We start from the raw sequence: 13,510 nt of genomic DNA, 5'->3' as shown, positions 1-13,510 counted from the left end.
GGCGGACAGGCGCTGGCGCGCGACGGCGGGCAGCGGGACGTTGTGGACTTCGTCGCCCTTGCCGTGCAGGCGGATGCTGCCGGTTCGGGCTGTGAGGTCCGGCGCCATCAGCCGTCCACCTTGGTGTTGTAGCCCGCCTGGTTCAACACGTGCGAGGCGGCTTGCTGCGGCATGCCTTCCGGCGCGATGTCGACCCCGAACTGCGCGAACGACTTCTGCGGGGCGGCGTTCAGATCGGCGGTGGGGTTGTCGAACCCGGCGCCCAGGACCTTCTTGAAGGCGTCGATCGCCGCCTGCTCCATCTTCTCGTACTCGGAGCGGGTATCGGTCAGCGCCGATGCCGCGGCGGCACCTTCCTCGACCAGGAACTTCACCCCGTATTCCCACCGGCCGCAGAACCTCTTCAGCGCCTCGGTGACCAGCGCCGACCCGGACTGCTCCGCGTCGAGGTTCATCATGGTGACGCCGTGGCCGTCGTTGCCCATCTTCTTCACGGGCCACGGAAGTTCGTTCTCCAACGCGGCGATGGCGTCGTTGACGCCTTGCGACGCTTGCTGCAGCGCCGCCAGATCGACGCGGAATCCATCGTTACCCACTTACAGCGTCCCTCCCCAAGCACGCTTGACGGGTTTCTCGTACGGAGACTGCGAAGACACCGGGCGATCCGGCCGGTTGCGATCCACTGCGATCGATTCGGCCAGGATTCCGCGCAGCGCGGGCAGCGTCACGGAGTGCTCTTGAAGCGGATCCAGCAGCAGGCTCGTGCCCTGCGGCATGCCCGGCAGGTATCCGTCCAGCAGCCGGGCTCCGGTGAGCACCAGGTACTCGGCCGCCAGGTCGCCTTCGCCGCGCTGCCGCCGGTATTCCGAGAAGTACCGCAGATCCGAGAACACCGGGAGCCACGGAATCCCGTCCACGTGCACGACCGGCACGGTCGGCGGGTCGGACACGCATTCCAGGCAGACGTCGGCGCTGCGGAAAGTGGCCACCAGATCTTCCGGGCGCTGCATGCTCCGCCGGAACCGGAGCGCTTCGCGCACCAGTGGTGGCGCGTCCGCAATGGACGCCGATGAACTCATGATCCCCCCGTAACCGCTCTTGCACGGCGCGCAACGACGCTAGCCGATCAGCAACGGGAAAATCCGCCCAAAACTCGTGGCCTAAACCATAGAAAGTATTAGGCCGAATGGCGGTAAGCGATCAGATGTCGACCTCGGCGTAGCCGAGGTCGCCGAGTTCTGCTTCGGCGGCGCCGCCGGTGGCCGCCGCCAGCCAGGTCCGGAATGCGTCCACTTCGGACTCCGGGACGTTGATGCGGAAGCGGACCTCTTCCTGGTAGTCCGTGTCGGCCACCTGGTGGCCGGCCGAACGCAGATCGTTGTCGAGCTTCCCGGCCAGCAGGTAGTCCACTGTGGTCTCGACGACGCGGACCGGGCGGCGTTCGACCAGGCCGACGTGGTCCAGCGCCGCCGACACCGCGCCGCCGTAGGCGCGCACCAGGCCGCCCGCGCCGAGCAGCACCCCGCCGAAGTAGCGGGTCACCACGGCGACCGAGTTGGTGATCTCGTTGCGGCGCAGCACTTCCAGCATCGGCACGCCCGCGGTGCCCGCCGGCTCTCCGTCGTCGCTGGACTTCTGGAACTCGCCGGCGTCGCCGAGGACGAACGCGGAGCAGTGGTGCCGCGCGTCGTGGTGCAGCCTGCGTCGCTGCTGGATGAACTCCCGGGCCTCGGCCTCGCTGGTGACCCGCGCCAGCGCACACAGGAAGCGGGACTTCTTGACCTCCAGCTCGTGCTCGCCCGGCCGCTTGATCGTCCGCATCCGTCCCCTTCGCCAGGTGATGCCGCTCACCGCCGCGCGGCGGTCCTCCCCGTCCATCCTCCCACTCCGGTAACAGTGCAGGTCAGCGCGGCGATGGAGGCTCGGGGTGGAGGCGATTTCCGTTGCGGCCCGCGGGCACGTAACGTCCCCCCTCATGGAGCAGTCATCGAGCCCGTTTGAACCAGGCGTGCGGGTGCGCGCCACGTTCGGCCGGTTCCGTGATCAGGTCGGCACGGTGGTGGAGACCGCCACCGGTCTTCCGGAGGTCTTCGACGGTCCCGTCCTGTGGGTGCGGTTCGACGGAGGCGACGAGCCCGGCCTGGTCGCGGGGAGATTCCTGGAAGCGGCCTGACGGCATCCCCGGCCGCTGGAGCAGCGTTGTCAACCCGTGGGCCGCCGGTCTGCTGGCGGATCTCCACATGTCTCCCGGGCTCTTGACCAGGTGAAACGGATTCCTTGATCGATTCCTGCGGGCACGCGGTGTGAGCAAGGACAATTCGGTACTTCCGGTCGAGTCGATAAAATCGTCGTTGAAAACCGACGTCGGGACGACGGATGGAGACGATGCGGGTTCTCGTGATCGGGGCCGGAGTCGGGGGACTCGCCATCGCCAACGGATTGATCGGCAAGGGCCACCACGTGCAGATCTTCGAGCACGCGGACGCCCTGCGCACCACGGGTGCGGGCATCACGGTGTGGAGCAACGGCACCGCGGCGCTGCGCGGCCTCGGCGTCGACATCGAACCGGCCGGTCACCGGCTGCACAGCCTCCGCTCGGTCACCGAATCCGGCCGGCTGCTCTGGGAGGCCGATCTCGGCGAGGTCACCGAGCGCCTGGGGTCGCCCACGGTGCAGATCCCGCGCCGCGAGCTGATCGCGGAGATGGCCGCCGCGCTGCCGCCGGGCGTGCTGCACTTCGGCCGCCGTTGCGTCGGCGTCACCGAGCACCCGGACCACGTCGTCGTCCAGTTCGCCGATGGCAGCTCGGCCACCGGTGACCTGCTGATCGGCGCCGACGGGCAACGCTCGGTGGTGCGCCGCGAGGTGCTGGGCGGCGAACCGGCGCGGCCTACCGGCTGGGCCAGCTGGCAGGGCCTGACCCGCAGCGACCTCCCTGTCGCGCACGGCCACCAGACGCTCAACATCGCCGGCCGCTACGCGCACTGCGGCCTGATCCCGACCGGCGACGGGCTGCTGCACTGGTGGTTCGACATGCCCTGGAAGGACGGCGATCCGGTGCTGTCCGTCGCCGAGCTGCAGCGGGCCTTCCGCGGCTGGCCCGATCCTGTCGAGGCGCTGCTGGCCTCGGTCACCGACGACGACCTGGGGTTCTTCCCGCACATCCGGCACAAGGTGCCGCAGGTCTGGGGCGGCCCGCGCAGCACGCTGCTGGGCGACGCGGTGCACGCGATGCCGCCCGCCGTGGCGCAAGCGGCCAACCAGACGCTGGAAGACGCCTGGCTGCTCACCCAGTTCCTGTCCGTTGTCGACAGGGAACCGGCGGAGCTGCTGCGCGCCTACGAGCAGGAGCGCCGTCCCCGCGCGCTGAAGGTGTCGCGCACCGCGGCGCTGACATCGGCGCAGCGCAGCACGCCGCTGCAGCGCTTGGCGAAGTTCCCGAGGTGGTTGGCGACCCGCAGCCAGGTGGCGTCGCTGCGCTCCGGTAGCGACGTCCTCCGCCTGGCCCGCCCCAGCATCCAGGCCGCCTGACCTCGCTCCGCATCCCCGCTGGCTGATGTGAGGTGAACGGACCGTTCGTCTCGTTTGGCGAGGTGAACAGGCCGTTGACTCACCCCGCCTCTCAATCGACTCAGCTCCCGGGCGTCAGGACCGAGCCTCCGGCGTTCTCGTCGTCGCTGCCCAGCAGCAGGCAGCCGCCGACCTCGTTCAGCGCCTCGATCTTGTGCCCGGGGAACTCGCCGAGCCGCTCCGGCTCCTGGTCGATGGTCAGGCGCGGCTCGCCGCCGTCGAAGGTGAGCGTTCCGGCGGCGAACACGGCGGAGTCGAACGGCCCGTCGTCGCCGGAGTCGGACGCCGAGGACACCACGATCCGGCCGTCCGCGCGCAGCTTCAGGTCCGACACGTGCCGCACGTCCTTCGTCGGGTACGGCGCGCGGAACTCCTGCGCCTGAGCATCGCCGAACTCCAGGCGCTCCTTGTCGAACTCGGCTGCGCGCAGCGTCGCGGGCCGGTCGTCCTCGCCGCGCTCGGCCCAGACCGCGAACAGCCGGCCCTCCGCCGCCATCAGGCCGAAGCCCTCGTAGTTCTCGTCGTCGGCGCGGTCGGGCAGCGCGAAGGTGCCCAGGACGGTGGCGCCGCCGCGGTCGATCCGGACGTGGAAGGCGCTTCCGTCGCTGGCCAGCGCGATGTACTCGCCGGGCGCACCGGGGATCGCGTCGATCGCCTCCAGGTCGACCGGCACCTCGCCCCGCCAGTCCAGCGGTTCGGCGCCGATGACCTGCCCCTGCCGCAGCGACAGCCAGGACGCCCGGTTCTCGCCGTCCTCCTTGTTGTCCCGGACGATGATCGCCTCGGTCGCTTCGGGCGTGGCGTCGACGAGCGCGATCCCGCTGATCCCGGACTTGATCCCGTCGCCGACCAGCTGCCAGTCCGCCTGATCCGGCGCGGCCGTCGCGGCGCCCGGCGACGCGAGCACGAGCGCGAGAGAAACGGCGCCGACGAGAGACCTGTGCACGGAAAACCTCCAAGAGATTGGAACCCTGCGTCGATCTTTCGGCCGCCGTCGCACCGCGTCAACGGCCGTTCGTCGGAGTTCTCCGCGCAGCAAGAAGCCCTCCCCGCCGACCGGCGAGGAGGGCCTTCGAGTTGCGGGTCAGCTGCCGAAGACGTCCGGGTCGGGTCCGACGCGCACGCCGGTCTTCAGCGCCGTGATGGCCGCGACGTCGTCGTCGGCGAGCTCGAAGTCGAAGACCTCGAGGTTCTCCTTGATCCGCGACGGCGTGACGGACTTCGGGATCGCGATGTTGCCGAGCTGGATCTGCCAGCGCAGCACGATCTGCGCCGGGCTCTTGCCGTACTTCTCGGCCAGCGCGGCCAGCGCGGCGTCGTCCAGCAGGCCCTTGCCCTGGCCCAGCGGGCTCCACGCCTCGGTGGCGATGCCGTGCTCGGCGTGGAACGCGCGCAGATCGGCCTGCGGCAGGTTCGGGTGCAGCTCGATCTGGTTGACCGCGGGCACCACGTCGGTCTCCTCGAACAGCCGGCGCAGGTGCGGGATCTGGAAGTTCGACACGCCGATCGCCTTGGCCCGGCCGTCGGCGTGCAGCTGCTGGAAGGCCTTCCAGGTCTCCACGTACTTGTCCTTGGGCGCCACCGGCCAGTGGATCAGGTACAGGTCGACGTGGTCGAGCCCGAGCTTGGCGAGGCTCTCGTCGAAGGCCTTCAGCGTGCTGTCGTAGCCCTGCGAGTCGTTCCAGAGCTTCGTGGTCACGAACAGTTCCTCGCGCTTGAGGCCCGATTCGGCGATCGCCTTGCCCACGCCTTCCTCGTTGCCGTACACCGCGGCCGTGTCGATGCTGCGGTACCCGGCCTTCAGCGCCGCCCGCACCGGCTCGACGACCTGGTCGGCCGGGACCTGGAAGACGCCGTAGCCCAGCTGCGGCATCTGTGCACCGGTGTTCAGCGTGATGTTCGGAACCTGTGTCATGTGGGTGTTTTCCTCCGCCGATGTCGGATGGTTCGCCCCGCGAATCCGCGTTCACGGGCTGGTGTCCGCCCTGCGGTCACCGTATTAGGTGCGGTCGGCCCCGGCTAGCCGATCTGTTCTGCGGGAAGCCTCAGCCGACCTCGACCGACTCGGTGGGCTGCGCGGCGCGGTGCGAGGCGGTCGCCCCGGCCCGCTGCGGCCGCCGGTCGAGCCAGCCGGAGACCAGCGCGAAGCCCAGGCCGACCACCGCGAGCAGGGCGCCGACCCAGCTCGGCGCGGTCAGCCCGAGGCCGGCCGCGATCACCACGCCGCCGAGGTAGGCGCCCAGCGAGTTGGCGATGTTGAAGGTCGACTGGATGCTCGCCGAGCCCAGCGCCGGCGCCTCCTTGGCCTGGTCGAGGATCCGCGCCTGGATGCTGGGGATCGCCGCGAACCCGGTCGCGCCGATCAGGAACACCGTGACCGGCGCCAGCACCGCGCTGTGCGCGGTCACCACGAACAGCGCCAGGCATGCTGCCAGCGCGCCGAGGAAGACGTACAGCGTCTTCATCGGGGCCTTGTCGGCGAGCCGTCCGCCGACCGCGGTGCCCACGGTCATGCCGACGCCGAACAGCGCGAGCAGCGGCGTGACCGCGGTCGGCGAGTAGCCGGTCACGTCGGTCAGCACCGGCTTGATGTAGCTGTAGAAGGAGAACGTCGCGGCGAAGCCGAAGACCACGACCGCGAACGCCAGCCAGACCTGCGGGCGGCGGAACGCGCGCAGCTCGCCGCGCACGCTGACGTCGGTGGGCTTGGGCTGGTCGGGCACCAGCGCCGCGACCGCGGCCAGCGCGACCACGCCGATGACCGCGACCAGGCCGAACGCCCAGCGCCAGCCGAGCGCTTGGCCGAGCAGCGTGCCGACCGGGACGCCGACGATGTTCGCCACGGTGAGGCCGATGAACATCATCGAGATGGCCTGCGCGCGCTTGTCGGTGGCGACCAGGCTCGCGGCGACCACGGCACCGATGCCGAAGAACACGCCGTGCGGCAGGCCGGCGAGGAACCGGGCGCCGAGCAGCAGCTCGTGGGTCGGCGCGAACGCCGAGCACAGGTTCCCGACGGTGAACAGCACGAGCATGCTCAGCAGCATCGTCTTGCGCTTGAACCGCATGCCCAGCATGGTCAGCAGCGGTGCGCCGATCACCACGCCGAGCGCGTACAGCGAGATGTAGCCGCCGGCGTCGGGGATCGACACCTGCAGATCGGTGGCGACCTCGGGCAGCAGGCCCATCATCACGAACTCGGTCGTTCCAATCCCGAATGCGGCGATGGCCAGGGCCAACAGGGCAATGGGCAAGGAAGTCTCCCCTGAAACGAACGTGCCGGACTGGGTCTTGGCGTCCTCGCCGGTCGGGCGCACGGCGGTGCGCGTCGCATTCCGGTCTTCGAGAACGATTCAGGAAGTCGACTGTCGGTGGCGCTCCCCAGACGTGTTCAACAGTAGTCCGGCACCCCGCTGTTCCCGAAGCGGTTATGAACCGCGCCACGTCGGAAACCGCTCGTTCGGCCGAGCAGGCAAGGAAAACCATCCATCCACAATGGACCTGAATCGGTGCGCGGTGCACATCCGGGGAGTGGTCGCGTTGTGCACTCTGGCAAAGAACAAAACGTGGAAACTTTTCGCAACAGGCTGTCGGCCGCCCGTCGATCGGTGATAGCTCTCGGACCGATCCCCAGGTGGACGGAGGTCCGATGCGCTCGAAAGTCCTCGCGGTCATGACGTCGACGTTGGCGCTGCTGGTGGCGGCCGCCACGCCCGGCGTCGCCGCGCCGCCGGAACCGCACCGCTTCGTCACCAGGCCGGACCTGAACCCGCCGGTGGTGCGCATCGACACCCCGGCGAACGGAACCGAGCCCGGCTACATCTTCCTCGCGCCCCACGGCACCGCCGCCCAGAGCGGGCCGATGATCATCGATGACGCCGGGCAACCGGTATGGTCCGAGCCGGTCGGCGACGGCGCCGGACTGTTCACAATGGACTTCAAGGCGCAGACCTACCGGGGCGAGCCGGTGCTCACCTGGTGGCAGGGCGCGCCGCACCCCGGCTACGGCGAGGGCGAGTACGTCATCCGCGACCGCTCCTACCGGGAGATCGGCAAGGTCGACGCGGGCGGCGGGCTGCGCGCCGACCTGCACGAGATGGTCATCACGCCGCGCGACACCGCGCTGATCATCGCCTACCACACGGTGCAGCGGGAGCGGCCCGTCGTGGAAGGCGTCGTGCAGGAGATCGACATTGCCACCGGCGAGGTGCTGTTCGACTGGCGCAGCCTCGACCACGTTGCGCCGGAGGAGTCGACGGCGCCGCTGCCGGAAGACCCCGCCGCGCCGTACGACTACATCCACCTCAACTCGATCACCGAGGACTCGGCGGGCAACCTGCTGATCTCCGCCCGGCACACCGACGCGCTGTACCTGCTGGACCGCGCCACCGGCGAGGTGCAGTGGCGGCTCGGCGGCAGCCGCAGCGACTTCGCGGTCGATCCGGACGCGGCGTTCGCCAGGCAGCACGACGCGCGCTGGCTGCCCGACGGAACCATGAGCCTGTTCGACAACGCGGCCAGCGAGCCCGGCCCGGTGTCGCGGGCGATCGTGCTGGACGTCGACCAGCAAGCGCGCACCGCCCGGCTGGCGCGGGACTTCCCGCACCCCGGCGGCGGCACCAGCGTCAGCCAGGGCGACCACCAGGTGCTGCCGGGCGGCAACAGCTTCGTCGGCTGGGGCTCGCAGCCGCAGTTCACCGAGTTCGACGGGAGCGGGGCGGTGGCGCTGCACGGCTCGTTCGGCGACGGCATGCCCTCCTACCGGGCCTTCCGGCTGGGCTGGACCGGAGCGCCCACCGAGCCGCCGGTGGCGGCGTTGCGCGAAGCGGACGGCGTCGCGACGGTGTACGCGAGCTGGAACGGAGCCACTGAAGTCCGAGCCTGGAGGATCCTGGCGGGCCCGGCCCCGGACCAACTCCGGCCGATCACCGAAGTGCAGAGGACCGGCTTCGAAACCGAAGCTGCGCTACCGGCCCCAGAAGCCTTCGCGGCAGTCGAAGCCCTCGACGCCGGCGGCCAGGTCCTAGCCCGCTCCAAACCGGCCCAAGCCGAATGACCTAACCCCCACAGCCCACCTCTCCAGCCCAGTGTCCGGTGCCCGGTGTCCCGCAATTTCCATTGAAATCGAACCTCCAATTTCAATGGAACTTGCGGATCATCGGCGTGTCGCACCCCGACACGCCGACGCTTGTGGACAACTCACCGCAATTTCAATGGAAATCGGACCTCTGATTTCCATTGAAATTGCGGGATTCCGGTACCGGCACAGGGGGCGGAGGAGGAGCGCGAGGGAGAAGCGCGAGGGGAAGGGAGCAGGAGAGTAGGGGGAGCAGGGGGGAGCAGGGGAGGGGAGGGATGTGGGCTGGAAGCGCGTTCTCGGGTTCGGGTTTTGTCGGGGTGGGGTAGTGCGCCGGTGCGTCAGCGGATGGTGCGGTAGCCGGGGTGGACTCCGGGCGTCAGGTCGTGGCTGTTCGCCAGGCGCTCCAGGAGGGACTTGAGCCGGGTCCGTTCGTCGCGGTCGAGGGCCTGGCAGAAGTCGGCCTCGTGCTCGGCCGCCACCGCGTGGACCTCGCCCAGCAGCTCGGTCCCCTCCTCGGTGAGGGTGAGCTCGTGGACCCGGCGGTCGCGGGTGCTGCGGGTGCGGGTGACCAGGCCGCGGCCCTCCAGCTCGTCGACGAACGTGACGACCTTGCTCGGCAGCATCCCGAGGTTCCCGGCCAGCGCCTGCTGGCTCAGGCCCGGCTGCGCGGCGATCATCCGCAGCATGCCCACCTGGGGCGGGGTCAGGTCGAGCTCGCCGACGCGGGCGGCGAACTTCGCCGTGGCGTGCGCGCCCAGCTGAGTGAGCAGGAACGAAACACCGAGCGCGGGAAGGTCTGCTGCCACGCGAACACTGTACAGAATCGTTCACGAACCGAACGATTCTTCCTTCGTGCCGGGCCGCAGGCTGGCGTGCGCCTCCCGGTCCATGCGCTCGACCATGTGCGGGTAGTGCAGCTCGAACGCGGGCCGGACCGAGCGGATCCGCGGCAGCGCGGTGAAGTTGTGCCGCGGCGGCGGACAGGACGTGGCCCACTCCAGCGAGTTCCCGTGCCCCCACGGGTCGTCCACCTCGACCACCGCGCCGAACCGGTAGCTGGTGAAGACGTTGTACAGGAACGGCAGGATCGAGGCGCCCAGCACGAACGCGCCGATGCTCGACACGATGTTCAGCGTGGTGAAGCCGTCGGAGGCCAGGTAGTCGGCGTAGCGCCGCGGCATCCCTTCGGCGCCCAGCCAGTGCTGCACCAGGAACGTGGTGTGGAACCCGACGAAGGTCAGCCAGAAGTGCAGCTTGCCCAGCCGCTCGTCCATCATCCGGCCGGTCATCTTGGGGAACCAGAAGTACACCCCGGCGAACACTGCGAACACGATCGTCCCGAACAGCACGTAGTGGAAGTGCGCGACCACGAAGTAGGTGTCGGTGATGTGGAAGTCCAGCGGCGGCGCCGCGAGGATGACGCCGGTCAGCCCGCCCAGCAGGAACGTCAGCAGGAACCCGACCGAGAACAGCATCGGCGTCTCGAAGGTCAGCTGCCCGCGCCACATCGTGCCGATCCAGTTGAAGAACTTGATCCCGGTCGGCACCGCGATCAGGAACGTCGCGAACGAGAAGAACGGCAGCAGCACCGCGCCGGTGGCGAACATGTGGTGCGCCCACACGATCATCGACAGCCCCATGATCATCAGCGTGGCGAACACCAGGCCGGTGTAGCCGAACAGCGGTTTCCGGCTGAACACCGGGAGGATCTCGGTGACGATGCCGAAGAACGGCAGCGCCACGATGTAGACCTCGGGGTGGCCGAAGAACCAGAACAGGTGCTGGAACAGGATGGCGCCGCCGTTGGCCGGGTCGAACGCGTGCCCGCCGAGGTGCCGGTCGACCAGGAGCCCGAACAGCGCGGCGGCCAGGATCGGGAACGCCATCAGCACCAGCAGGCTGGTGGCCAGGATGTTCCAGCAGAAGATCGGCATCCGCCACATCGTCATGCCGGGGCAGCGCAGGCAGACCAGCGTGGTGATCATGTTGACGGCGCTCAGGATCGTGCCCACCCCGCTGAGGATCAGTCCGGCCGCCCACACGTCGCCGCCCGGCCCCTGGCTGAACATCCCGCGCGACAGCGGCGCGTAGGCGGTCCAGCCGAAGTCGGCGGCGCCGCCCGGCAGCAGGAACCCGCTCAGCACGATCAGCCCGCCGAACAGGAACAGCCAGAACGACAGCGCGTTCAGCCGCGGGAACGCCACGTCCGGCGCCCCGATCTGCAGCGGCAGCACGACGTTGGCGAAGCCGAACACGATGGGCGTGGCGAACAGCAGCAGCATGATCGTGCCGTGCATGGTGAACAGCTGGTTGTACTGCTCCTGGGAGAGGAACTGCAGGCCGGGCGCGGCGAGTTCGCCGCGGATCAGCATCGCCATCGAGCCGCCGGCGATGAAGAAGAAGAACGAGGCGATCAGGTAGAGGATCCCGATGTCCTTGGGATCGGTGGTGCGCAGCCACGGGACCAGGTGCCTGCCCTTGACCGGTCGCGGCGTGGTGCGCGACCGGGTCGGAACGTGGGTGGGTTCGATCCTGACGGTGGCCATGCTCGTCTCCTGCGGCATCGCGAGAGTCGGGGCCGGAACCAACCCAGTCTCACCCCGCCTCCGACCACCCGCAATCGGCAGGGCTAGGCATCGCCGCCGAGGTAGCGGCTCGGAGACGTCCCGACGGTGCGCTTGAACGCGGCGAGGAACGCGCTCGGCGTCGCGTACCCGACGGCGTGCGCGACCCGGGAGACCGGCTGGCCCTCGGCGAGGAGGGCCAGTGCGGCGCGGAGCCGCGCGTGGGTGCGCCAGCGGTCGAAGGACATGCCGGTGTCGTGGACGAAAAGCCGCGTCAGGGTGCGGCGGCTCACCCCGGCGGCCAGGGCGTGCGCTTCCATGCCCCGCTGGTCCGCGGGGTCGGCGAGCAGCGCATCCGCCACGGCGCGGACGCGTTCGTCGACGGGGCGCGGCACATCGATGGGCGTGGTGGGCAGGGGGCGCAGCAGGTCGAACACCACCGCCTCGCCGCGCAGCCGCGCGTCATCGGCGAGATCGTCGCGGCCCAGGTACGCGATCAGCTGCGCGAGCAGCCCGTCCACTCCGACCGGAGTGGGTTCGGCCCAGTCGAGGGCGCACCGGTCCGGCTCGAAGTAGAGGCTGCTCAGCACCGCATCGCGGGTCGTGCCGGTCCGGTGCACGACCCCGGCGGGCAGCCACAGCGCCAGGGTGGGCGGCAGGACCCAGTGGACGTCCCCGACGGCCACGCCGAGCACGCCGCGCCGGGTCCAGGCCAGCTGGTGCTGCGGATGGCTGTGCTCCTCGAACCACTGCCCCGACGACAGCGGGAAGTTGCCGACGACGATCGCCCCGACTCCGGGTGGGACGGCGCCCGTGATTGCCTCGGCCATGCCGCCAGCCTATGTCCTCAGCGCGACATCATTCGGCCTGGTAGCGCATAGCGGACGGGTTGGCCGCTGCATAGCGTCGTGGCATGCCGATTGATCATCGCCAGGAGCGCCGCGACGGCGGGCCGGCCCTGGTGGTGCTGTGCTTCGTACAGTTCATGCTCGTCCTGGACGACACCGTGGTGAGCGTCGCGCTGCCCAGCCTCCGGGACGACCTCGGCTTCAGCGCCGCGGGCCTGACCTGGGTCGTCAACGCGTACTTCGTCGCCTTCGGCGGACTGCTGCTGCTGTTCGGCCGCGCGGCCGACCTGTTCGGCCGCCGACGTGTCTTCCTGAGCGGCGTGGCGCTGTTCGGCGCGGCGAGCCTCGTCTGCGGGATCGCGCAGGAGCCCTGGCAGCTCGTGGCCGGACGATTCGCCCAGGGCGCGGGCGCGGCCATGGCGAGCCCGGCCGCGTTGGCGCTGATCACGCTGCTGTTCCCGGGTTCCGCGGAGCGCGCCAGGGCGCTCGGCATCTGGGGCGGCATCGCCGGGCTGGGCGGCACGGCGGGCCTGGTGATTTCCGGCGCGCTGACCGGTCTCGCGTCCTGGCGCTGGATCTTCTTGATCAACCTGCCGATCGCGGTCGCGGCCCTCGTGCTGCTCCCGCGCCTCGTCGCGGAGAGCCGGGCAGGCCGGCCGGGACGAGTGGACGTTCCGGGCGCGGTGCTGGGCACCGGCGCCCTCGTGTCCCTGGTCTACGGCCTGATCCAGACCGCGGAGTCGGGGTGGGACGACATCGCCGCCGTCGGCCCCCTCGTCATCGCCGTCGTGCTGGCGGTGTTGTTCGTAGCGGTCGAGGCCCGCACTGCTGAACCGCTCGTGCCGTTGTCGTTCCTGGCCGTCCGCATCCGCGCGGTGGCCAACTGCGCGTCGTTCCTGTTCTCCGCCGCCTTCTTCGCGATGGCCTTCCTGCTGATGGTGCACCTGCAGACCGTGCTCGGTTATCCGCCGCTGACGGCGGGTCTCGCCTACTCGCCCTACGCCGCAGGCATGCTCACCGGCCTGTGGCTCTCGTCCCGCGCGGTGCTCAGGTTCGGGATGCGCCGGACGCTCGTCGCGTCATTCCTGATCGGCGCGGTCGGCCTGCTCCTGCTGGCCGGCGTGGCGCCGGGCGACGACTACGCGACGGTCGTGCTGCCCGGCATGCTCATCACGAGCCTCGGATGCGGCCTGGGCAATCCCGCGCTGGCGATCGCCGCGGTCGAGGGCACCACCGAGCAGGACGCCGGTCTCGGCTCGGCCATCTTGAGCTCCGTCCAGCAGGTCGGCGGCGCGGTGGGAGTGGCAGTGCTGGTCGCCATGGCCGCACGCGCCCAGACCGCCGATCCGTCGGCGGGTTTCTCGCTGGCGCTCACCGTCGCGGCCGCGCTCCTCGCCTTCGGCGCGCTGCTCGTCGCCGCACTGCTCGGGAAGGGCTTCCGCGCGTGA

13 protein-coding genes are annotated in these 13,510 nt (G+C 70.0%); 4 read left to right on the top strand and 9 right to left on the bottom strand.

Annotation, left to right across the window (positions count from 1 at the left end):
• Window positions 1-107 precede the first annotated feature (107 nt).
• From AC07FN_RS29595 to AC07FN_RS29585, 3 genes are all read right to left on the bottom strand, one after another.
• Entirely contained in the window at window positions 108-596 is a 489-nt protein-coding gene (locus AC07FN_RS29595; RefSeq protein ID WP_478398557.1) for a hypothetical protein, read from the bottom strand.
• Window positions 597-1,079 carry a hypothetical protein gene (locus AC07FN_RS29590; protein WP_478398556.1) on the bottom strand — a complete coding sequence of 161 codons (483 nt, stop codon included), beginning with the start codon at window positions 1,077-1,079 and terminating at the stop codon, window positions 597-599.
• 121 nt (window positions 1,080-1,200) lie between these two features.
• Window positions 1,201-1,821, bottom strand: coding sequence for a YigZ family protein (locus AC07FN_RS29585; RefSeq protein WP_478398559.1), 621 nt, complete (start codon window positions 1,819-1,821; stop codon window positions 1,201-1,203).
• Between the two features lie 154 nt (window positions 1,822-1,975).
• On the opposite strand from AC07FN_RS29585, the gene AC07FN_RS29580 reads away from it, so the two are divergent.
• Window positions 1,976-2,173, top strand: a complete 198-nt coding sequence (locus AC07FN_RS29580; protein ID WP_093269316.1) for a hypothetical protein — start codon at window positions 1,976-1,978, stop codon at window positions 2,171-2,173.
• A gap of 212 nt (window positions 2,174-2,385) precedes the next feature.
• Window positions 2,386-3,531 carry an FAD-dependent monooxygenase gene (locus AC07FN_RS29575; protein WP_478398555.1) on the top strand — a complete coding sequence of 382 codons (1,146 nt, stop codon included), beginning with the start codon at window positions 2,386-2,388 and terminating at the stop codon, window positions 3,529-3,531.
• A 100-nt stretch (window positions 3,532-3,631) separates the two neighbouring features.
• Here the strand turns inward: AC07FN_RS29575 and AC07FN_RS29570 are convergent, their stop codons facing one another.
• The 3 genes from AC07FN_RS29570 to AC07FN_RS29560 form a co-directional block, all read right to left on the bottom strand.
• Window positions 3,632-4,516, bottom strand: a complete 885-nt coding sequence (locus AC07FN_RS29570; RefSeq protein WP_478398554.1) for a hypothetical protein — start codon at window positions 4,514-4,516, stop codon at window positions 3,632-3,634.
• Window positions 4,517-4,654: 138 nt separating this feature from the next.
• On the bottom strand, window positions 4,655-5,485 hold the full coding sequence (locus tag AC07FN_RS29565; protein WP_478398553.1) for an aldo/keto reductase: 831 nt from the start codon (window positions 5,483-5,485) through the stop codon (window positions 4,655-4,657).
• Between the two features lie 130 nt (window positions 5,486-5,615).
• Complete coding sequence (locus AC07FN_RS29560) at window positions 5,616-6,824, bottom strand: MFS transporter (protein ID WP_478398552.1); 1,209 nt, start codon at window positions 6,822-6,824, stop codon at window positions 5,616-5,618.
• A 395-nt stretch (window positions 6,825-7,219) separates the two neighbouring features.
• Here AC07FN_RS29560 and AC07FN_RS29555 point away from each other — a divergent pair, with 395 nt between their 5' ends.
• Window positions 7,220-8,626: an arylsulfotransferase family protein gene (locus AC07FN_RS29555; RefSeq protein ID WP_478398551.1), complete on the top strand. Its 1,407-nt coding sequence runs from the start codon at window positions 7,220-7,222 to the stop codon at window positions 8,624-8,626.
• 362 nt (window positions 8,627-8,988) lie between these two features.
• On the opposite strand, the gene AC07FN_RS29550 is transcribed toward AC07FN_RS29555, so the two are convergent.
• From AC07FN_RS29550 to AC07FN_RS29540, 3 genes are all read right to left on the bottom strand, one after another.
• Window positions 8,989-9,456, bottom strand: a complete 468-nt coding sequence (locus AC07FN_RS29550; RefSeq protein ID WP_478398550.1) for a MarR family winged helix-turn-helix transcriptional regulator — start codon at window positions 9,454-9,456, stop codon at window positions 8,989-8,991.
• Window positions 9,457-9,477: 21 nt separating this feature from the next.
• Entirely contained in the window at window positions 9,478-11,196 is a 1,719-nt protein-coding gene (gene ctaD / locus AC07FN_RS29545) for an aa3-type cytochrome oxidase subunit I (protein ID WP_478398549.1), read from the bottom strand.
• 83 nt (window positions 11,197-11,279) lie between these two features.
• Window positions 11,280-12,044, bottom strand: a complete 765-nt coding sequence (locus AC07FN_RS29540; protein ID WP_478398548.1) for an AraC family transcriptional regulator — start codon at window positions 12,042-12,044, stop codon at window positions 11,280-11,282.
• 83 nt (window positions 12,045-12,127) lie between these two features.
• Here AC07FN_RS29540 and AC07FN_RS29535 point away from each other — a divergent pair, with 83 nt between their 5' ends.
• A complete protein-coding gene (locus tag AC07FN_RS29535) occupies window positions 12,128-13,510 on the top strand; it encodes an MFS transporter (RefSeq protein WP_478398547.1) in 1,383 nt (460 codons plus the stop codon).

Source organism: Saccharopolyspora sp. NPDC045941 (assembly GCF_056431445.1).
Note: the sequence above shows the minus strand (reverse complement) of the source record. Positions and strands in the feature narration are given on the sequence as shown.

What these genes read in the sequence shown, in the direction of transcription:
- AC07FN_RS29590 (WP_478398556.1), bottom strand. Translation starts at nt 1,079, where the DNA reads ATGAGTTCATCGGCGTCCATTGCGGACGCGCCACCACTGGTGCGCGAA.
- AC07FN_RS29585 (WP_478398559.1), bottom strand. Translation starts at nt 1,821, where the DNA reads ATGCGGACGATCAAGCGGCCGGGCGAGCACGAGCTGGAGGTCAAGAAG.
- AC07FN_RS29580 (WP_093269316.1), top strand. Translation starts at nt 1,976, where the DNA reads ATGGAGCAGTCATCGAGCCCGTTTGAACCAGGCGTGCGGGTGCGCGCC.
- AC07FN_RS29575 (WP_478398555.1), top strand. Translation starts at nt 2,386, where the DNA reads ATGCGGGTTCTCGTGATCGGGGCCGGAGTCGGGGGACTCGCCATCGCC.
- AC07FN_RS29565 (WP_478398553.1), bottom strand. Translation starts at nt 5,485, where the DNA reads ATGACACAGGTTCCGAACATCACGCTGAACACCGGTGCACAGATGCCG.
- AC07FN_RS29555 (WP_478398551.1), top strand. Translation starts at nt 7,220, where the DNA reads ATGCGCTCGAAAGTCCTCGCGGTCATGACGTCGACGTTGGCGCTGCTG.
- ctaD (WP_478398549.1), bottom strand. Translation starts at nt 11,196, where the DNA reads ATGGCCACCGTCAGGATCGAACCCACCCACGTTCCGACCCGGTCGCGC.
- AC07FN_RS29540 (WP_478398548.1), bottom strand. Translation starts at nt 12,044, where the DNA reads ATGGCCGAGGCAATCACGGGCGCCGTCCCACCCGGAGTCGGGGCGATC.
- AC07FN_RS29535 (WP_478398547.1), top strand. Translation starts at nt 12,128, where the DNA reads ATGCCGATTGATCATCGCCAGGAGCGCCGCGACGGCGGGCCGGCCCTG.